Here is a 19,457-nt window from a genome sequence, read left to right as displayed (position 1 = left end):
ACGGGAGCCTTTATGGCTCCCTTCTTCTTATTTATTTCTCAATTCTTCTCTTTTGACTGCGAAATTTACTTGTCTGATAGCGGATGGCAGGTAACATAGATATCCCCCCATAAGGGTGGACAAGTGTTTATTTTTTCCGACTATTAACAGAGAGAATATTATGAGCGTTGTGCCTGTAGCCGACGTACTCCAGGGCCGTGTCGCCGTTGACCAGGAAGTCACCGTGCGCGGATGGGTGCGTACCCGCCGAGATTCTAAAGCTGGCATCTCCTTCCTTGCCGTCTATGACGGTTCCTGCTTTGATCCTGTACAGGCCGTCATTAATAATTCTCTGCCCAATTACAATGATGACGTTCTGCGCCTGACAACCGGTTGCTCCGTCATTGTTACCGGCGTGGTTGTGGCGTCACCGGGCCAGGGCCAGAGCTTCGAAATTCAGGCCACTGCGATTGAAGTCACCGGCTGGGTTGAAGATCCGGACACCTATCCGATGGCGGCAAAACGCCACAGCATCGAATATCTGCGTGAAGTCGCCCACCTGCGCCCGCGTACCAACCTGATTGGTGCGGTGGCGCGCGTTCGTCATACACTGGCGCAGGCGCTGCATCGTTTCTTCGATGAACAGGGTTATTTCTGGGTGTCTACCCCGCTGATCACCGCGTCCGATACGGAAGGTGCGGGTGAGATGTTCCGCGTCTCGACGCTGGACATGGAAAACCTGCCGCGTACGCCTGAAGGTAAAGTGGACTATGACAAAGACTTCTTTGGTAAAGAAGCCTTCCTGACGGTATCTGGTCAGCTCAACGGCGAAACGTACGCCTGTGCGCTGTCTAAGATCTACACCTTTGGCCCAACCTTCCGCGCCGAAAACTCCAACACCAGCCGTCACCTGGCGGAGTTCTGGATGCTGGAGCCTGAAGTGGCCTTCGCCGACCTGGACGATGTTGCGGGTCTGGCGGAAGCGATGCTGAAGTATGTGTTCAAAGCGGTGCTGGAAGAGCGTCCTGACGACATGAAATTCTTCGCAGAACGCGTAGACAGCGATGCTGTGGCGCGTCTGGAGCGTTTCGTCTCTGCCGACTTTGCGCAGGTGGACTATACCGACGCGGTGGCGATCCTCGAGAAATGCGGTGAGACGTTCGAGAACCCGGTTTACTGGGGCGTTGACCTGGCGTCTGAGCACGAACGCTATCTGGCCGAGAAGCATTTCAAAGCGCCGGTTGTCGTTAAAAACTACCCGAAAGACATTAAGGCCTTCTATATGCGCCTTAACGAAGACGGTAAAACCGTGGCAGCGATGGACGTTCTGGCGCCAGGCATTGGTGAAATCATCGGTGGCTCTCAGCGTGAAGAGCGTCTCGACGTGCTGGACGCGCGTATGGAAGAGATGGGGCTCAACCCGGCTGACTACAGCTGGTACCGCGATCTGCGTCGTTACGGTACCGTACCGCACGCCGGTTTTGGTCTGGGCTTCGAGCGTCTGATTGCCTATGTTACCGGTGTTCAGAACGTACGCGACGTGATCCCGTTCCCACGTACTCCACGTAACGCCAGCTTCTAATCGATAAAAGACTGAAATGGCCAGCAGATGCTGGCCATTATTTTATTCTGCATTGTCAGTTTTCGTCAGCGCAAAGTCAGCGTCTTTAAACCTTCATCCCGTCACAACCACTACCTGTTACGTTTTGTTTCCGCGAAATATCCAGCCACAAAAAATAAACCCCATTCTTATTGCGATTATTACACCCTTAGGCGATAGCACAAATTTCAACCAATTTTACAGCCATCCGGAAGGCCTTTTACAGTCATAAGAAAAAACGAGCCGTTTAGCGTCTGTTTATATGAATCGCCTTTATCTCAATTAATCATAAGGAATTCATATATATAGGATAGTGCTTGTTGTTTAATTCGCCAGGGCGTTCTGAAGTTTGAGGTGGTTCACAAAGTTCCCAAAAATACACATTTAGTTACACATATTTTATTTCGGTTACTTAATCTTGAGAATTGTAGCACTTTCAGGCTAGCGAAACGCTTCGCCGAATGGAAAGATGCCTGTCAGATACATAAAGACACCAAACTCTCATCAATAGTTCCGGAAATATTTATTGACAGAATTTATTGACGGCAGTGGCGAGTGTCATAAAAAAACCAATGAGGGTAATAAATAATGATGAAGCGCAATATTCTGGCAGTGGTAATCCCTGCCCTGCTGGTAGCCGGTGCAGCTAACGCTGCAGAAATCTATAACAAGAACGGCAACAAACTGGACTTCTACGGTAAAGTTAACGCCGAGCACGATTTCGTGACTTCCGGTGATAACACCAACAATAACGACGCTACCTACGCGCAGATCGGTTTCAAAGGCGAAACTCAGATCAACGACCAGCTGACCGGTTACGGCCAGTGGGAATACCGTTTCCTGGCCAACCAGGCTGAAAATGGTACTCAGACTAACAAAAACCGTCTGGCATTCGCTGGCCTGAAAGCGGGCGATGCTGGCAGCATCGACTACGGTCGTAACTACGGTATCGTTTACGACGTAGAATCATACACCGATATGGCGCCGTCCTTCTCAGGTATGACCTGGGGCGGTAACTATGTTGATAACTTTATGACCAGCCGCAGCACCGGTCTGCTGACCTACCGTAACAGCAACTTCTTCGGTCTGGTTGACGGTCTGAGCCTGGGCGTTCAGTACCAGGGCAAAAACGACCGTACTGACGTTAAAACCTCTAACGGTGACGGCGTAGGCTACTCTCTGGGTTACGACTTCGGCGAAGGCTTCGGTGCAATCGCATCTTACAGCAACGCTAACCGTACTCTGAACCAGAAAGCTGATGGGGAAGGTGATAAAGCTGAAGCATGGGGTGTTGGTCTGAAATACGACGCTAACAACATCTACCTGGCAACCACCTATGCAGAAACCCGTAACACCACTCGTACCGGTTCTAACGGTGACGCTGGCTTCGCTAACAAAACGCAGAACTTCGAAGTGGTTGCTCAGTACCAGTTCGACTTCGGCCTGCGCCCAGCAATCTCCTACGTGCAGACCAAAGGTAAAGACCTGGCTGCCGTCAATGGCTTCAGCGGTGGCGATGCAGACCTGGCTAAATTCATCCAGGTTGGTACCACTTATTACTTCAACAAGAACTTCAACGTGTGGGCTGACTACTACATCAACCTGCTGGACAAAGACTCCGACTACGCGAAAGCTGTTGGCGGTCTGAACGGCAACGACGATATGGCTGCTGTGGGCGTAACCTACCAGTTCTAATCAGTACACCACTTTGTTATATGCTTAATGAACAGGGCTTCGGCCCTGTTTTTTTATGCGTGACAGAAAATAATGGCGACTTTTGAAAAGCCGCACGCTTTTCGTCGCAAACGGTTGGCATTTTGTAAATCTACCGTTAACCTGATAGCGGATTTCACTTCTGTAATCACAATGGAACTTCGTCATGTTTGAGAACATTACCGCCGCTCCTGCCGACCCTATTCTGGGCCTGGCCGATCTGTTTCGTGCCGACGACCGCCCTGGCAAAATCAACCTGGGTATTGGTGTATATAAAGATGAAACCGGCAAAACTCCGGTACTGACCAGCGTTAAGAAAGCTGAGCAGTATCTGCTGGAAAACGAAACCACCAAAAACTACCTCGGTATTGATGGTATCCCTGAATTTGGTCGCTGCACTCAGGAACTGCTGTTCGGTAAAGGCAGCGAAATTGTGAGCAGCAAACGCGCTCGCACAGCACAAACCCCTGGCGGTACCGGCGCGCTGCGCGTGGCGGCGGATTTCCTGGCGAAAAACACCTCTGTTAAGCGCGTATGGGTAAGTAACCCAAGCTGGCCGAACCACAAAAGCGTGTTTAACTCTGCGGGTCTGGAAGTGCGTGAATATGCCTACTACGACGCGGCAAACCACTCTCTCGACTTTGACGGCCTGCTGGCGAGCCTGAGCGAAGCGCAGGCAGGTGACGTGGTGCTGTTCCACGGCTGCTGCCACAACCCAACCGGTATCGATCCGACACTTGAGCAGTGGGAACACCTGGCGAAGCTGTCCGTAGAAAAAGGCTGGCTGCCGCTGTTTGACTTCGCCTATCAGGGCTTTGCCCGTGGTCTGGAAGAAGATGCCGAAGGCCTGCGCGCGTTCGCAGCCGCGCATCAGGAGCTGATTGTCGCAAGCTCGTATTCCAAGAACTTCGGTCTGTACAATGAGCGCGTGGGTGCCTGTACGCTGGTTGCCGCTAACGAAGAGACCGTCGATCGCGCGTTCAGCCAGATGAAATCGGTTATCCGCGCTAACTATTCTAACCCACCGGCACACGGTGCGTCTGTTGTTGCCACTATCCTCAGCAACGATGCGTTACGCGCTATCTGGGAACAAGAGCTGAACGATATGCGCCAGCGCATTCAGCGCATGCGCCTGCTGTTTGTGAATACCCTGGCTGAGAAAGGCGCGGACCGCGACTTCAGCTTCATCATCAAACAGAACGGCATGTTCTCATTCAGCGGCCTGACCAAAGAGCAGGTTCTGCGTCTGCGTGAAGAGTTTGGCGTGTACGCCGTGGCCTCTGGCCGCGTGAACGTTGCTGGCATGACGCCTGACAACATGGCGCCACTGTGCGAAGCGATTGTCGCCGTACTGTAATTTGCGCCCATAAAAAAGCCTGCGTTATGCAGGCTTTTTTTATTCTGGTTACCAGACAGGCATCTCATCCTGAAGGAACGGATTATGGAGCCGTTCATAGCCCAGCGTCGACATCGGACCGTGTCCTGGGATAAAAGTAACGTCATCACCCAGCGGCAATAACTTTTGTTTAATCGACTGGATCAGCTGCCCGTGATCGCCGCGCGGAAAATCGCTGCGTCCTACACCACCTTTGAAGATCACATCGCCGGAAATCAGCAGACGGGACTGGTCATCAAAGAAGACGATATGGCCTGGCGTATGCCCAGGACAATGCAACACCTGTAAAGTCACATTCCCTACGTTAACGCGCTCTCCCTCGTTCAGCCAGCGATCGGGCGTCAGGGGCTGACACTCATCAAGGCCAAACATGCGGCTTTGGGCGGGTAACCCCTGCAGCCAGAACTCATCTTCTTTTTCCGGGCCGATCACCGGCACACCATAGTGTACAGCCAGTTCAGCCGCAGCACCTACATGGTCAAGATGACCATGAGTGAGCAAAATCTGCATCAGCGTGACGCCGCTTGCTACTACTTCCTGCTTGATTTTCTCAGCGTCACCGCCGGGATCGACAAGCGCGGCCAGTTTAGTCTGTTCGCACCAGATCAATGAACAATTCTGGGAGAACGCGGTAACCGGAATAATACGATAGTTCATACTGCTCCTGTGTTTCGTTATTACCAGTGCCGAACCGGACCGGTATCAATATGCACAAAGTTGCTGCTGGGGTAATATCCTACACCACCTGCGCGCATAGATAACGCGGCTTTGCGAATATTGGCTAACGAAACGCCTTCAATATGGAAATCCATTGCCTGTCCCTTCGTGTGATAGCTTTTTTTGGCTACCCCGCGACTGTGGGCGCGCAGTTCATTATTGGTATCAATTGAACGATAGCCAGAAATGAGCTGAACCGGCTTGCTGGTGCCCAGCAGGCCCTGAAGGCGGAAAATCTGATCAAACAGTCCTGGATCGATGGCTTTTATTTTATTCGCGCGGAAATCACGGAAAAAATGGTTAAGTCTTGCTAATTCATCCTGAATATAGCCTCTGCCATCAAAAAACTCCGCTTTTAGCGACTCACCGGTATGAAGATTGTTGAGCGTTAAAACTCGCGGACGAGGTGTCGAGAGGGTGGCAAATGCTGGCGTCGGCAGGATGGCCGCTGCGCCAAGCGCAACGCCACCTAACGCCAGCAGTTTGCGGCGATTAGCGTCAAATTTGTCCATGATAATCAGGTCTACAGGTAAAAGAAATCGTAATATGCTTAGCGCACGAAGGTGCACCTTAACTGGCAAAACCTGGTACGTCAAGGCGCCCAACCCCAGTGAATACGCGGCTTGCAGCGATATAGCCCCTTATTCACCATAACTTACGACAATCATTTTTCCCGAACTACTTCATTTACCTGATTAATTGTTCCGCTTTTGGCAAAATTTGTGCGCCGGATCGCGCGGTGAGATCATAATTGTAAATATCTGTACGATACTGGGTACGCCCGTCTTCGCCCACAAACGCCGTCAGATAGTAAAGATTGACCGGAATATTGTGGCGAATATTAACGTAACGCGTATCCCCCTGTTTCAGGGCATCCGAGATGCGCGTATCGTTCCAGCCCGCATCCTGCAATAGCATATTGGCCAGCTCCGAGGCTTTGTTCACGCGCACGCAGCCAGAACTCAGCGCGCGCGTATCTTTCTGGAACAGGTTGTGGTTCGGCGTATCGTGCAGGTAGATAGCTTCTGAACTCGGCATGTTGAATTTGTAGCGCCCTAAAGAGTTATGCGCTCCGGGAGCCTGCTGGAAGCGGAACGGCAGATTCGACGCTGTGATGGTCGACCAGTCGACCATATAAGGATCGATGGCCTCTTTACTGTTCCATCCACGCATAACCGTGTAGCCATGACGTTCCAGATAACCCGGATCGTTCCAGACTTTCGGCAGAATGTCTTTACGCGCCAGCGTCGGCGGCACGTTCCACGGCGGGTTAACCACCACGTTATTCAGCGCGCTGCTCATCATCGGTGTTTTACGATCCGGACGCCCGACAATCACGCGCGACGCCAGCACTTCGCTGCCGTTCTGGTAATAGACCAGGGAATACGCCGGGATGTTAACCATAATTCCGGTAGAGAGCGTTCCCGGCAGCAAGCGCAAACGCTGGATATTGAGCGCCAGCACCCCTGCCCGCTGCGCAGGCGATACGTTCAGCCAGTCGCGCGTCGTCTGGCCAATGACGCCATCGGCCCCCAGCCCCTGAGCGGCCTGGAACTGTTTAACGGCCGCAACCAGCTCGCGATCGTAAGCCGCGGGTTTGTTGCTCAGGGCAACGGCTTTCTTCTCTTTCACGGGCGCTGACGGGCTGACGGCGACGTTTTGTGGATCATCACCCGGAAGAGCAATCTTTGGCCCGCCGTCAAGAAGACCGGAACGCGTCAGGATCTCGCGCAGGGCGGGCACATCGCTGCTCCACTGCCCCGGACGCAGCGTCGCGGTCCCGCGCATTTGCGGCCATGGACGCGAGTCCCCCACCAGCGCGAGGAGCGACTGGTGCAGAGTGGCATAGTGTGGATGCGCCGGTGCGAGGCTGGCGATAAAGCGCGGCAGTTCGCCGTTATCCAGCGCTAACTGCCATTGGTTAATCACCGACAGCGCCGGCGTCGCCAGCTTGTACGGCTTATCGCTGTAGAGCCAGCGGCTGCCATTGACCGGAATACCCGCCACGAACTGCAGGTAGCCCATCATGGCATCGGAAAGGACCACGTCCCGCGCCTGCCCGGTGACGGCAGGATCGGTTAGCAGCTCAACCCACTTAGTAAACTGCGGCTGAAATCCTGCAATCGCGACCTCCGCCAGCTGCTGCTGGAAGGCGCGCACGGCATCGCGATTTTCCCACATCGGTTTCATATCGCGGGCAGCATAGAGGAGCGTGAGCTGATTGATATAGACAGGCGTGTAGCCTGACGGCAGCTCAGACTGCAGCTGCTGACTGAGCGATTCGGCGTCGATGCCTTCCGGCAGCGGTTTAATACCGGCCATGATAGCCGTTGCCGGAGACTGGTCCAGCGGCTGGGACAACGACGTTGGCTGCGCGCCTGTCGTTGCCGAGCTGTCAGTCGGCACAATTTCAGGCTCGTCGGCCTGGGCGGTTAACAGCGGAGCAAACATCACTGCCAGGCATAAACTCAGCGCAGACAGCTGACGACCACATTCTTTCTTAAGCAACATCCCTTGCCCCCTGTTTTCACGACATGCCCATCAAATCAAGTTGGGGCTTTCTTTCATTATAGGTAGACGGCCAAGCTGTTGCCTTACCTTATGTAAAGAAGTTTAAAGATAACGCAGCCCTAAGCACAAGTTAAGTTTAAAAAAAAAGCGGCGCCAGTGCGCCGCTTCGGGTCAGAAGACGCGTCAGGAAGCGTCCGCCGTGTTTTCCGGCAATGACTCCGGCGGCTGCGGCGCAAAGCCACGCAGCCCAACAACGTGAACGTGTTCGCTGTTCTGGAACACCTTACGCACCAGTTTGTAGGTGGTGCCCTTCTCGGGGCTGATGTTCTCCGGCGCCGCGATAATGAGCTGCATATCGAGACGTTCGCAAAGCTCGAACAGCGTAGCAATTGAGCGGGCATCAAGACGCGCCGCCTCATCCAGGAACAGCAGTCGGCACGGCGAGATGTCTTTGCCGCGCAGGCGACGCGCTTCATCTTCCCAGCTCTGTACGACCATCACCAGAATTGACATACCGGTACCGATCGCTTCACCGGTAGAGAGCGCCCCGGATTCCGCACGCAGCCAGCCGTCTGAGCCACGGTTTACCTCAACTTCCATTTCAAGGTAGTTACGGTAGTCCAGCAGCTCCTCACCGATGGTTTGCGGCGTACGTTGCCCCATATCAATCTGCGGGTTCAGGCGCTGATACAGCTTCGCCAGCGCTTCGGAGAAGGTCAGACGGTTGCTGTTGAACAGATCCTGATGCTGCTCGTGCTGCTCAGACAGCACTTCCAGCAGCGTCGCGTGGGCTTCACGCACGTTGACGTTGAGGCGCACGCTGTTCACCTGGCCAAACGACACGCTCTGCAGACCCTGGTTCAGCTGGCGAATACGGTTCTGTTCGCGCTGAATGGTTTTACGAATGATGTTCGCCACGCTGCGGGAGCTGATCGCCAGCTTCTGCTCGCGGGAGGTCAGCTCTTCCGTCAGGCGACCCAGCTCGATTTCCATCTGTTCGATGGCTTCAACCGGATCGTCGGTACGGATGATGTCCTGACGAATACGCTCGCGCAGGTGCTGGTAAACCGCCACGAAGAACTGGATTTTACGTTCCGGACGTTTTGGATCCTCCGACATGCGCAGCACGTCGCGCAGGTGTTCGTTATCCGCCACCGCCAGACGCAGCGCACCCAACGCCTTATCCGACATGGAACGCAGCTCATCGGCAGAGAGGTACGCCAGCTCGCGACGGTGCAGACGACGCTCAACGTTATTGTCTTTCACCATGCGCATCACCGCGCACCAGCCCGCCTTGGCGGTCACGACCTGCTCGCGCATCTCAAAGTAGTCGCGCTCCAGCTTGCGCAGGCGACGGGTCAGGTTATCCATTTCCGCTTCGCAGAAGGTCAGCGCTTTTTCCAGCTGATTACGACGCGCGCGGTTATTGCTGAGCTGAGAATGCAGCTCGTCACGACGAATACGCGCGCGCTCTTCAGCCCCGCTGTCGGCACGCACGCCGATGTCCTGAAGCTCTTTCTGCAGATCGTTTAACAGCTCTTTCTTGGTATCGAAGGAGCTTTTCAGCGAGGCCAGTACCTGGTTGTACTGGTTCAGCTGAGCGGAGTGGCTGCGCATTGCTTCGCGGGCGCGAGTACGTTCCGCTTCCGCCTGCTCAAGGCGCTGACGCAGTTTTTCGTTCAGGTCGCTGTTGCCGCTCAGCATTTCAGCCGAATCGGAGTAGCCAAAGTGGGCCCGACGCTGCACCACTTCCGTCAGGGCAAACGCCTGCTGACGCGCTTCGCGCTGCACCTGCTGCGACCAGGCATAATCTTCTTTTAACTGCTCGAACTGTTCCGGGTCGCTCTGCAGTACAGACACGACGGGCTCCAGCTTCGCCAGCTGATTGCCGTGCTGCTGAACGAAACGCGCGGCTTCCTGCGCTTCATCCAGACGCTCCTGGATCTCATCCACACGGTCAGCCAACGTGTCGTCCGCCAGCAGATTCAGGCGCGGCAGGATGCGGTTAAGGGCAGCGACGCCCTCTTTCGCCTGTTCAAACTGCACGCGACTCTGCTGGTTATCACTTTCATGGCTGGCAATGGCACGTTCAAGCTCGCCACGACGGGTATTGAGCTTGCGGATTTCGGCTTCCGGATCCGCGTCAAACGCCACGGCGAGATGGCTGCCGATAAAGCGGCTGAACGCCTGGTGCAGACGCTGGGTTTTCTGCACGTCAAACGACAGGTTCGCAAAACGTTCAGACAGCGTCTCACGCTCGGCGTGCAGGCTCTCGATGCGGCTTTCGCGCGCGGCGCGGCCAAACAGCGGCAGCTCAGGGAAGCGGGAATAACGCCACTGACGGTCGGCGATTTTCACCACTACCGCTTTTTCCAGCTCGTCGACGCTGAATACGCTGTCATCGAACGACTGCGGATCCCCTTCGATCAGGTAGAGATCTTCCGGACAATCTTCCAGCCCGGCAAGCTGCTCAGAAATAAGCGACAGATCCGGGACTACAATCGCGTTGCGGGATGGACCGTACAGCGCGGAGAAGTACGGGGCATCGTCAAGGCCAACGTCGTCATAAATCTCGGACAGCAGCACGCCGCCAAAACGCTCGGCTAGCGCATTCAGGCGCGGATCTTCTGAACCGCCCGGCTGGCTTAGGCGCTCAATTTCTTCATCGACGTCGCGCTTGCGGGCGCCCACTTCGTCACGCTCAACGATGGCTTCACGTTCGCGCTCCAGCAGCTGCTGCAGGTATTCGGTCACTTCCTGGCTGGATTCGAACTGCTCGCCGCACTGCTCGCTGAGCTGGTTCAGGCTGCTTTGAGCCGCCAGCCAGACCGGTGCACGCTCCAGGAGCGTCTTCGAACGGGACTGAATCTGCTCCAGCTCCTGACGCAGGGTCATACGCTGTTCGCTGGCGTTTGATACGGTATCGGACAGGGCCGCAATACGCGCTTCCAGCTCCTGATGCAGGGCCTCAAGCTCGTCGAAATCGTAATTTTTTCCCTGACGCTTGCAGAATTCCGCCAGCAGACGCTCGGCTTCCTGCTGCTCGCGCAGGCGCTGCTCCAGCTCGTTCAGACGCATACGCAGCGGCTGAACCTGCTCGGCCAGATGGCGCTGGTTCACACCGTCGCGCAGCAGTTCACGGGCAACGTCCCAGGCTTCGCTACGCGCCAGCGGGCCGTTAATTGCGACCACCAGCTGATAAGCCTGCTCAAACTGGCTGTGCGCCGTTTGCGCGACGCTCATTTTCTGTTCGAGGGACAGCAGTTTCTCGGTGGCTTCCTGCTCTTTGGCCTGGAAGGTATCCAGCCACTCGTCGGCGCTGTCCGGCGTCAGGTCAGGCAGATGGCACAGCTCTTTCGCACGCTGTAATGCCTGCAATGCCTGGGTGTACTGAATCGCTCGCGTCTGCTGCACGTCAAGTGCCTGCTGGTAATCGGCAAGCTGGCTTTTCAGCTCATCCACTTCCAGCTCGGCCGCTTCGGCGCGGGCTTCGTTCTCTTCCTGCATGTCGGCGGCTTCAGCCACCACTTCATTTTGCTCTTCGAGACGAATCTGAAGCTCATCGAGGTCCGCTTCATAGCGCTCGATTTTTTCCTGCTGACGCAGCGCGGTCTGCACCAGGTTCAGATGATCGCTGGCGGCCTGATAGTCGGCTTCCAGGTCGCCTTCAGCACCGTTGTGCTCACCCAGCTCGCGCGCCATCTCGACGTGCTTGTACTGCTCCGCTACCAGCTGTTTACGGGAGGTAAACAGCTCGCGACGGTATTCTAACGCCTGATCGAGATGCACGCGGCGCTCGTTGGCGTGGCGCATGTAGTCTGCCGCCACGTAGTTGGTGGCTTCGCTGATCAGGTGTTTAAACAGGTCGCGGTCAGACTGGGTAACGCGAATCGCTTCCAGCGTCATGCGGTTTTCGCGCAGCGCCGCTTCCATATCCTGGAAGGCCTTACGCACGCCGCTGTTTTCCGGCAGCAGGTAGTCGCGCAGGGAGCGGGTAATCGCGCTGGAGATACCGCCGTACAGAGACGCTTCGATCAGACGGTAGTATTTACTACGGTCTGATGCGGTGCGCAGACGACGCGCCACCACGCCCAGATCGAACATCAGCGAGTGGTAGTCGGTAATGGAGTTGAACTGCTTGAACTGCACGCCTTCGATGGCTTCAAGCTTGTCCTTCAGCTCCTGCAGCGTCAACACGCGCGCCTGACGTTCGTTCAGGGTTTCCGTGAGCAGTGCCGTCGGCTGCACGGAGGTTGGCAGCCCCTGGATCGCAAACGGTTTGATATCCACTTTGCGGTCGCGACCGGCGACCTGCTGCAGGCGCACGCCCACCACCACGCGCTGATGACGGGAGTTAATAACGTCCAGAACCGAATAACAGACGCCGGCCTTCAGCTTACCGTGCAGACCTTTATCACGTGAGCCGCTTGTGGCCCCCGCTTCGGTGGTGTTACGGAAGTGGAGCAGCGTCAGATCGGGGATCAGCGCCGTAACAAAGGCTGCCATGGTGGTGGATTTACCCGCACCGTTACCGCCGGAGAGCGTCGTGACCAGCTCATCCAGATCGAACGTTCGGGCAAAGAAGCCGTTCCAGTTAATCAGCGTCAGTGAGCGAAATTTACCGCGTTCAATCATTACTCTTCCTCCCCGCTATCCGGCAGATTCTCTTCATGCTCGTCATTGAGCTGCAAATGGTTTTCCACCGGCATCGCTTCACCGTCGCGGATCATGCGAAGCTGCGCTTCACGCGCGTCATCGCCCGCACGCACGTCGGCGCCGAAGCGGAAGACAGATTCCGTAATGCGGAATTTGCTGCTGTCGTGGCCCATAAACCAGACCATCCCCAGACGACGCAGACGGTTCAGGGAAGAGCGAACTTTTTCCTGTAATTTCTGACGGTCAAGATCCGACCCCGTGGAGCGGTTGTTCACCAGCTTGAGCAGCTTACTTTCATCTGCCAGCGTCAACAGCTCGTCGTAAAGTTCCTGCTGGGTGAAGATCCCTTCATTCGCCAGACGTTCCGGGCTGAGGTAGAGGTAGCAAAGAATTTTGCCGACCATCATATCCAGCTCTGAGAGCACGGAACGCGGAATAAGCGTCGTGGAGCGCGGGCGCAGGTAGAAAAACCCTTCCGGCGCGCGGATAAGCTCCACGTTGTAGCGCGCGTAAAACTCTTCCAGGTACTCCTGGAAGTCCATCAAAAAGGCGTGATTATCCAGCTCGTCTAAGCCAATGTGACGACCGGCACGCAGCTGGCTGTCCAGCGCCGGAAATAACGGATTCGCCAGCGCCTGTGCCAGCTTAACGGGCATCACTTGTTCAATATTTGTCAATGACATGCGCCTGTACCTTGGCTCCGTAATCGTTAATTGGCTGCCACTTCGGCGGCAGTCCGGTGAAATCTGCTTGCGCGACGCCCAGGCGCACCGCCTGGTCTACCACAATGCGTGCAATGTCGAAGTGGCGCGCGCGAGGATATTGCGCCAGATAGTCGCGCACCACGAGACCAAGATCCAGCGGCACTTGTCTGGTTTTGTAGACAGCGAGCTGTTCTTCGATCATCGCCGCAAGCTGCTCGCGAATTTCGTTAAATTCTTCGTATTCCAGATCCGGCGGCAGTTCACCGGTCACCTCTTCATCGCGCAGCGCCATCTCTTCGTCGCGCATATCCAGCAGACGATCGGCATTGGCGTAGGTCAGCGCCCACGGCGCATCGAAATAGGTCTGCACCGACTGACGCAGACGCTGGGCAAAGACGCGGTTTTTATCCATATCAATCGCGGTACGGATAAATTTATGCACGTGTCGGTCGTAGCCGATCCACAGGTCGATTGACTGCTGACCCCAGCTGATAATGCGGTCGAGTTTGCTCTGCAGATCGAAGACCAGTCGATCGATAAAATGCAGATCGTCGTGCGCCAGCGTCGCGTCCTGGATGCGCAGCAGATTCGCCTGCAGCTTGTCCCCTGCGGCTTCCAGCGTATCCTGGAGCTCGCGCAGCGTGCCGGAGGTTTCTGACAGCAGAAGTTCACAGCTGGAGATGGCCGCTCGCCAGTCTTTATTCAGCAGCTGGGCGATATCGTCTTTCACCTGCTGCTGCTGTTCGTCCATCAGACGCTGGGTGAGATCGATACTGTCGAAAATCTCTGCCACCGAATATTTCAGCGGCGCGTAGACGTTACGGTGCCAGTGGAATTCGTCACCGTTTTCATCCGCCGCATCGGCGGCGCGCTTAAGCTCACCCGCCACGATCGAGAGCTGCATGGAAAGACGCAGCGTGGAAAATTCACGCTGGCGGATGTAGTAATCGGTGATGCCGATGCCCAGCGGCGTCAGGCGATAGATGGCGTTTCCTTCCGCCTGCTCGCTGGTAAAGCGGTTCAGCAGACGTTGACGCACCATATCGTTGATCGCGTTGTTGGCACGCACGCTAATGGTTTCGCTGGTTTGCTCAAACGCATCACTGACATGGCGGAACGCATCCACCAGTTCACCCTCGCTCATTTCACCGTCCAGCCGTTCGCCGTTCAGCGTGGCAACCGCCAGCAGGAAAGAGAGTCTGTCTACCGGCAGCGAGATGGAGAAATCGTTTTTCCTGGCCCAGGCAACCAGTTCGGGGACTGTCTGGGAAAATTCACTCATAGGTTATCCTTGCATCTGCGGCTTGTGCGCGGTGACGTGAATATAGCGGCCAAGGCTGATAAAAGGCTCCTGACGGCAATACCGCGTTTCTAATTCTGTTAAGGTGTCAAAACAGTCACTCTGTTTGTGTTTTTCACGCAGATAATCATGAAACACCCTGACGCCCGTCTTCCCGACGATCTGCCAGCCAATCGCTTCCAGCCAGCCATAAACCTGCTGTGGATCGCGCGGATAGTCCGGGGAAAGCGTGCGCTTTTTCTTTTTGGGCATCCCGACCTGCACATAGTCGAAGTTTCCTGCAACCATGTTGTGCATCAGGAAGCCGTTAGCATTGTAGAACATCAGCGACAGCGTGCCGCCCGGGCGCAACATCGACCACAGGGTTTGTAACACGCTTTGCGGATCGGCAACCCACTCCAGCACCGCATGAAACAATATCAGATCAACCTGGGTTTCCAAATGCTGCGCGATGTCCTGAGCGGCGCATTGTATAAAATGCATGTTGTCGCTCACACCTTTCTCTTCTGCAGCACGCGTCGCGCGGGCGACCATTTCAGCAGAAAGATCGCAAAGCGTGACGTGATGACCGCGCTCGGCCATTTTTATCGCCGTCTGCCCTTCACCGCCACCGGCGTCCAGCACGCGCAACGTTTGACCACCAAAGGTGGCCAGAATGGTGTCCAGATCCTGCCAGAGGATCGTCTGACGGAGCCGCCCTTTCGTGGTGCCATAAATGTTGCGCGAAAACTTTTCCGCGATGTCATCAAAATTGCGATCCCGCATTGGGAGAGTTCCACTCGCTAACTGCAAAACCGCTATTTTGTCACACCCGCGCGGAGAATGAACCTCTCTGGTGTAATATCACGGGTAATCACCTGCTATATGGTCAAAAAAGGAACCAAAAAGGATGCTTTTTACCCTTAAGAAATACATTGGAGGGATGATGCTTCCCCTTCCGCTGCTGCTCATCATCATCGCGCTGGGGCTGGCGCTGGTGTGGTTCAGTCGCTTTCAGAAGAGTGGCAAAACGCTTATCACGCTCGGCTGGTTTGTCCTGCTGCTGTTGAGCCTGCAGCCGGTCGCGGATGGTCTTTTACGCCCCATCGAAAACAAGTACCCAACATGGCAGGGAAATCAGAAAGTGGCGTACATCGTGGTGCTGGGCGGCGGATATACCTGGGATCCTGACTGGGCCCCCAGTTCAAACCTGATCAACAACAGCCTGCCACGACTAAATGAAGGCATTCGCCTCTGGCTGGCGAATCCGGGATCAAAAATGATCTTCACCGGCGCGGCGGCCAAAACGAACCCGGTGAGTACGGCTGAGGCAGGCGCCAGAGTCGCGGAATCACTCGGCGTGCCGCGCTCCTCAATTATCACTCTGGACAGCCCAAAAGATACCGAAGAAGAGGCTGCCGCAGTGAAGCAGGCGATTGGCGATGTCCCGTTCTTGCTGGTGACCTCCGCCTCACACCTGCCGCGCGCGATGATTTTCTTTGAGAAGCAAGGCCTGCACCCGCTTCCCGCACCGGCAAACCAGATGGCCATCGACGCGCCGCTCAACCCGTGGGAACGGGCGCTCCCCTCCCCGGCGTGGCTGATGCATAGCGATCGCGTCGGTTATGAGACGCTCGGACGCCTCTGGCAGTGGCTGAAAGGATCGTCAGGCGAGCCAGGGCAGGAGTGATTTTGTTGCCAGATCGAAATTTGCGCGATTAAAACGTCCCGTATTCACCAGCTGCGCGACTTCGTCCCAGAGCAGGTAAAGCCAGCGCCGCCAGAGAAACGCTTCTGCAACGGGCGCGCGTTGAAGGTAGTGCCACAGTAAACCTTCCGCCGCCCCGCTGTCGCTGAGCCTGAACAGCTCATATTCGCGCGGAGCCCAGAGCATGATCCCCGGCCCGAGCATCGCCAGAAGCTGATCGCTACGGGAGTCTTTGAGCATGCTTCGCAGGGTGAAATTACCGTGGATCAGCACGCAGTTGTCATTAAAACCGTCGAACAGCGCCGGTAAGCACTCGCGGGTGCGAAACAGAATACGTTTGTCCTGCATGGTTAAACCGGTATTGTTGAACTGGTTAAGCGTTCCCCACAGCACTTCCACCCGCTGGCGATACCACAGCGGCCACAGGTTTTCCTGAGTGCTGTCGACCGGACCGACAAGCCCGCGGCTATCCTGACGATGCCAGGCCAGCAGCGCCTCGACAATCTGGTCTTTTAACTGCTCCCAGCGTTCCGGCGTGCGCGCGGGCGCTTCAACGGGCACGCCGCGCAAGCGCTCAATCAGCAGCACGTCCGGGCCGGGGTGTTCCTCGTGCGTCATCACGCCGTACACCGTCGGCATACGGACGGTTCCCTCCCGCGCCAGCATCGACATTTTCCATGCAAGCTGCCTGGCAACGCCCGGCGAGGTGAAACTTCTGGCCATCAGCGGCATAGGGTTGCCCTGACTGTCATACAACGACCAAAGCGCGGTATCGGCCTTTTCACTCACGCATTCGACCCGGCTTAATTTCTCACCCAGCAGATGGCTAAGTTCGGCACGCAGCTGTTCCATATGAGATTACCCCCATTAAGACTACTGCTTTTATAATGAGCGCCCTGAAGGAAGATGTCACCCGGAAGAGATCAATTAGGGAAAAGAAAGAGGAATTAACGGGGAGAGGACATCCCCCCGTCAGGAGGGATGCAGGCGGTATTAGCGCAGCTCGGCGCGGACGCGCTCAAGATCTTCCGGCGTATCAACGCCCGTTCCAGGCACTTCGCTGGCAACGGCAACGTGAATTTTTTCGCCGTACCAGAGCACGCGAAGCTGCTCCAGCATTTCGATATGCTCCAGCGGGCTCGGCGCCCAGGTAACATATCGACGAATAAAACCGGCCCGATAGCCGTAGATCCCAATATGACGCAGGAAGGTATCACCGATGGTCTCTTTAGAGAGCGCAAAGCGATCGCGATCCCAGGGGATCGTGGCGCGGGAGAAATAGAGCGCATAGCCTTCGGCATCCATGACCACCTTCACCGCATTCGGATTGAATGCCTCTTCAGCGTGGTGAATAGGCACCGCGAGCGTCGCCATACCAACCTGACGCTGAGCCAGGTTTTCTGCCACCTGACGGATAATCACCGCCGGGATCATCGGCTCGTCACCCTGCACGTTAACGATGACCGTATCATCACTGAAACCACATTTCTCAACCACTTCCGCCAGACGCTCGGTGCCGGACTGGTGATCGGCGCGGGTCATGCATACCTCACCGCCTGCCGCCTCAACCGCACGGGCGACGTCAGGATGATCGGTAGCAACAATCACGCGATCGGCACCGGATTCACGCGCACGCTCAAGAACATGCACAATCATCGGCTTGCCGTTAATATCCACCAGCGGTTTACCCGGCAGACGCGTTGAAGCATAACGCGCAGGAATAATGACAACAAAACTCATGGTTTGCTCTCTTCTGCCACCAGGGAACGAGCTTCATTTTCCAGCAGTACCGGAATGCCGTCACGCAGCGGGAAAGCCAGGCTGTCCAGCTTGCAGATCAGCTCCTGTTTGTCCTGGCTGTAGTAGAGTTTGCCGTTGCATACCGGGCAGGCAATAATTTCAAGTAAACGGTGATCCATAGTTCCTCCGTATGGGTAATCGCTAAAGCTTAACACATTCCCTTTTCAGGGAGTGCCTGTTTCCCAGCCACTTCGACAGGTTGTAAACAGTCCGTCGGGTACCCGGCCCAGCGTCACGTCGCGGGCGCCCTGCCAGCGCGCGAATTCGCTAATGGCGAACGTTAACCCTTTTTCCAGGCTCGCCGTCACCCTGACGCCCTCTTCCAGATAAAGCGCAATGATTTCAAGCGTGCCGGTCTTGCGGTGCATTTTGGCGTCCATGCGCCCGACCAGTTGCCCCTTATGCAGCAGCGGGAGAACAAAGTAACCATACTGGCGCTTTGGGGCCGGGGTATAACATTCCAGCCGATAGCTAAAATCGAACAGCTGCTCGGCGCGTTTTCTGTCCCAGACGACCGGGTCGAAAGGCGACAACACCGCACTGTGGGTTGCCTGAAGTTTCCCCTCCTGGGCCTGAGGCAGTAGCGGGAGGAGATCCGCATGCAGCCACATTTCGCCCAGCGTTTCCACCGTGACGGGAATGATGCGCTGTTCGCGTTGCCAGATATCCAGCAGCGGTTTCAGCGCGGGCTGGCGAAGGCGGTAATAGTCTGCCAGCCATTGCGTGCGGAAAATCCCCAGACTGCGGGCGCTGTTCTCCAGCATGATGGCCTCGGCCGCCTCCTGGGTAAGCAGGTCACGCTCGTCGTCCCAGTGCGGCATCACGCGATGCGTCAGATCGTAGACGCGCTGAAAATTACGCCGCTCAATCACCATGACTTTGCCAGAGGTAAACAGCCCTTCGAGATGACGTTTATGCGGCTTCCACTCCCACCAGCCGCTGGTGCCTTTGCGCGGGTGTTCAAAATCGGCTGAGCGTACGGGACCGTTATCCTGAATATGCGCGATAAGCTGCTCAATTTCGGCCGCATGTTCCAGCATCCACGCCTGTCGGTATTTCCAGCCCATCTTTTCCGGGGCAAGCATACGGTGGCGAACCAGGGCAAAATCGCTGCGGGGCAGGAAGCAGGCTTCGTGCGCCCAGTACTCCATTAACTCTCCCTTGCTGAGCGCCTCATCCAGCCACTGCGAAGGATAATTCCCCAGGCGGCTAAACAGCACCAGGTAAGGGCTACGCGCCACAATGTTAATGGTGTCGATTTGAAGCAGCGACATGCGCTGGACGGTCGAGAGAATATCGGCAGGCTGCGCGCGGCGGCGGGGCTTTTTAAGCAGCCCCTGCGCGGCAAGGTGTAAATGACGTGCGGCTGAAAGCGAGAGTTGCGGTAAAGACAT

Annotated in this window: 15 protein-coding genes; 4 read left to right on the top strand and 11 right to left on the bottom strand. The window is 55.9% G+C overall.

What is annotated here, in order from left to right:
• The first annotated feature begins 160 nt into the window (after positions 1-160).
• The 3 genes from asnS (at position 161) to UTM25_RS09190 (ending at position 4,649) form a co-directional block, all read left to right on the top strand.
• A complete protein-coding gene (gene asnS / locus UTM25_RS09200) occupies positions 161-1,561 on the top strand; it encodes an asparagine--tRNA ligase (RefSeq protein WP_032658183.1) in 1,401 nt (466 codons plus the stop codon).
• Between the two features lie 606 nt (positions 1,562-2,167).
• Complete coding sequence (locus UTM25_RS09195) at positions 2,168-3,274, top strand: porin (RefSeq protein ID WP_032658185.1); 1,107 nt, start codon at positions 2,168-2,170, stop codon at positions 3,272-3,274.
• A gap of 184 nt (positions 3,275-3,458) precedes the next feature.
• Positions 3,459-4,649: an amino acid aminotransferase gene (locus tag UTM25_RS09190; protein ID WP_194399983.1), complete on the top strand. Its 1,191-nt coding sequence runs from the start codon at positions 3,459-3,461 to the stop codon at positions 4,647-4,649.
• 48 nt (positions 4,650-4,697) lie between these two features.
• Here the strand turns inward: UTM25_RS09190 and UTM25_RS09185 are convergent, their stop codons facing one another.
• The 7 genes from UTM25_RS09185 to cmoM form a co-directional block, all read right to left on the bottom strand.
• The gene (locus UTM25_RS09185; protein ID WP_194399982.1) at positions 4,698-5,345 is read right to left on the bottom strand and encodes an MBL fold metallo-hydrolase; all 648 of its coding nucleotides are present in this window, start codon (positions 5,343-5,345) and stop codon (positions 4,698-4,700) included.
• 20 nt (positions 5,346-5,365) lie between these two features.
• Entirely contained in the window at positions 5,366-5,917 is a 552-nt protein-coding gene (locus tag UTM25_RS09180) for a YcbK family protein (RefSeq protein WP_023335137.1), read from the bottom strand.
• Between the two features lie 175 nt (positions 5,918-6,092).
• Positions 6,093-7,916 carry a L,D-transpeptidase gene (ldtD, locus tag UTM25_RS09175; RefSeq protein WP_194399981.1) on the bottom strand — a complete coding sequence of 608 codons (1,824 nt, stop codon included), beginning with the start codon at positions 7,914-7,916 and terminating at the stop codon, positions 6,093-6,095.
• Positions 7,917-8,099: 183 nt separating this feature from the next.
• Positions 8,100-12,551, bottom strand: a complete 4,452-nt coding sequence (gene mukB / locus UTM25_RS09170) for a chromosome partition protein MukB (protein ID WP_194399980.1) — start codon at positions 12,549-12,551, stop codon at positions 8,100-8,102.
• Entirely contained in the window at positions 12,551-13,255 is a 705-nt protein-coding gene (mukE, locus tag UTM25_RS09165) for a chromosome partition protein MukE (protein ID WP_008499954.1), read from the bottom strand. The genes mukB and mukE overlap by 1 nt, the downstream gene beginning before the upstream one ends.
• Entirely contained in the window at positions 13,236-14,558 is a 1,323-nt protein-coding gene (gene mukF / locus UTM25_RS09160; RefSeq protein WP_023311005.1) for a chromosome partition protein MukF, read from the bottom strand. The genes mukE and mukF overlap by 20 nt, the downstream gene beginning before the upstream one ends.
• A 3-nt stretch (positions 14,559-14,561) precedes the next feature.
• Complete coding sequence (gene cmoM / locus UTM25_RS09155; protein WP_194399979.1) at positions 14,562-15,341, bottom strand: tRNA uridine 5-oxyacetic acid(34) methyltransferase CmoM; 780 nt, start codon at positions 15,339-15,341, stop codon at positions 14,562-14,564.
• Between the two features lie 124 nt (positions 15,342-15,465).
• Here cmoM and elyC point away from each other — a divergent pair, with 124 nt between their 5' ends.
• On the top strand, positions 15,466-16,245 hold the full coding sequence (elyC, locus tag UTM25_RS09150; protein ID WP_194399978.1) for an envelope biogenesis factor ElyC: 780 nt from the start codon (positions 15,466-15,468) through the stop codon (positions 16,243-16,245).
• Here elyC and UTM25_RS09145 read toward each other — a convergent pair.
• From UTM25_RS09145 to UTM25_RS09130, 4 genes are all read right to left on the bottom strand, one after another.
• Positions 16,222-17,115 carry a YcbJ family phosphotransferase gene (locus UTM25_RS09145; RefSeq protein WP_023311002.1) on the bottom strand — a complete coding sequence of 298 codons (894 nt, stop codon included), beginning with the start codon at positions 17,113-17,115 and terminating at the stop codon, positions 16,222-16,224. The genes elyC and UTM25_RS09145 overlap by 24 nt on opposite strands.
• A gap of 141 nt (positions 17,116-17,256) precedes the next feature.
• Positions 17,257-18,003: a 3-deoxy-manno-octulosonate cytidylyltransferase gene (gene kdsB / locus UTM25_RS09140; protein ID WP_023311001.1), complete on the bottom strand. Its 747-nt coding sequence runs from the start codon at positions 18,001-18,003 to the stop codon at positions 17,257-17,259.
• Positions 18,000-18,182, bottom strand: coding sequence for a protein YcaR (ycaR, locus tag UTM25_RS09135; protein WP_006174474.1), 183 nt, complete (start codon positions 18,180-18,182; stop codon positions 18,000-18,002). The genes kdsB and ycaR overlap by 4 nt, the downstream gene beginning before the upstream one ends.
• A gap of 45 nt (positions 18,183-18,227) precedes the next feature.
• On the bottom strand, positions 18,228-19,457 hold the full coding sequence (locus tag UTM25_RS09130) for a winged helix-turn-helix domain-containing protein (RefSeq protein WP_194399977.1): 1,230 nt from the start codon (positions 19,455-19,457) through the stop codon (positions 18,228-18,230).

Source organism: Enterobacter sp. 61D5 (genome assembly GCF_034107965.1).
Lineage (GTDB): Bacteria > Pseudomonadota > Gammaproteobacteria > Enterobacterales > Enterobacteriaceae > Enterobacter > Enterobacter cloacae_M.
This window is presented reverse-complemented; position numbering and strand designations above follow the sequence as displayed.

Bases quoted from the DNA above. Each gene is read 5' to 3' on its own strand.
- asnS (WP_032658183.1), top strand. From the start codon at position 161: ATGAGCGTTGTGCCTGTAGCCGACGTACTCCAGGGCCGTGTCGCCGTT.
- UTM25_RS09195 (WP_032658185.1), top strand. From the start codon at position 2,168: ATGATGAAGCGCAATATTCTGGCAGTGGTAATCCCTGCCCTGCTGGTA.
- UTM25_RS09190 (WP_194399983.1), top strand. From the start codon at position 3,459: ATGTTTGAGAACATTACCGCCGCTCCTGCCGACCCTATTCTGGGCCTG.
- UTM25_RS09185 (WP_194399982.1), bottom strand. From the start codon at position 5,345: ATGAACTATCGTATTATTCCGGTTACCGCGTTCTCCCAGAATTGTTCA.
- UTM25_RS09180 (WP_023335137.1), bottom strand. From the start codon at position 5,917: ATGGACAAATTTGACGCTAATCGCCGCAAACTGCTGGCGTTAGGTGGC.
- ldtD (WP_194399981.1), bottom strand. From the start codon at position 7,916: ATGTTGCTTAAGAAAGAATGTGGTCGTCAGCTGTCTGCGCTGAGTTTA.
- mukB (WP_194399980.1), bottom strand. From the start codon at position 12,551: ATGATTGAACGCGGTAAATTTCGCTCACTGACGCTGATTAACTGGAAC.
- mukE (WP_008499954.1), bottom strand. From the start codon at position 13,255: ATGTCATTGACAAATATTGAACAAGTGATGCCCGTTAAGCTGGCACAG.
- mukF (WP_023311005.1), bottom strand. From the start codon at position 14,558: ATGAGTGAATTTTCCCAGACAGTCCCCGAACTGGTTGCCTGGGCCAGG.
- cmoM (WP_194399979.1), bottom strand. From the start codon at position 15,341: ATGCGGGATCGCAATTTTGATGACATCGCGGAAAAGTTTTCGCGCAAC.
- elyC (WP_194399978.1), top strand. From the start codon at position 15,466: ATGCTTTTTACCCTTAAGAAATACATTGGAGGGATGATGCTTCCCCTT.
- UTM25_RS09145 (WP_023311002.1), bottom strand. From the start codon at position 17,115: ATGGAACAGCTGCGTGCCGAACTTAGCCATCTGCTGGGTGAGAAATTA.
- kdsB (WP_023311001.1), bottom strand. From the start codon at position 18,003: ATGAGTTTTGTTGTCATTATTCCTGCGCGTTATGCTTCAACGCGTCTG.
- ycaR (WP_006174474.1), bottom strand. From the start codon at position 18,182: ATGGATCACCGTTTACTTGAAATTATTGCCTGCCCGGTATGCAACGGC.
- UTM25_RS09130 (WP_194399977.1), bottom strand. From the start codon at position 19,457: ATGTCTTTACCGCAACTCTCGCTTTCAGCCGCACGTCATTTACACCTT.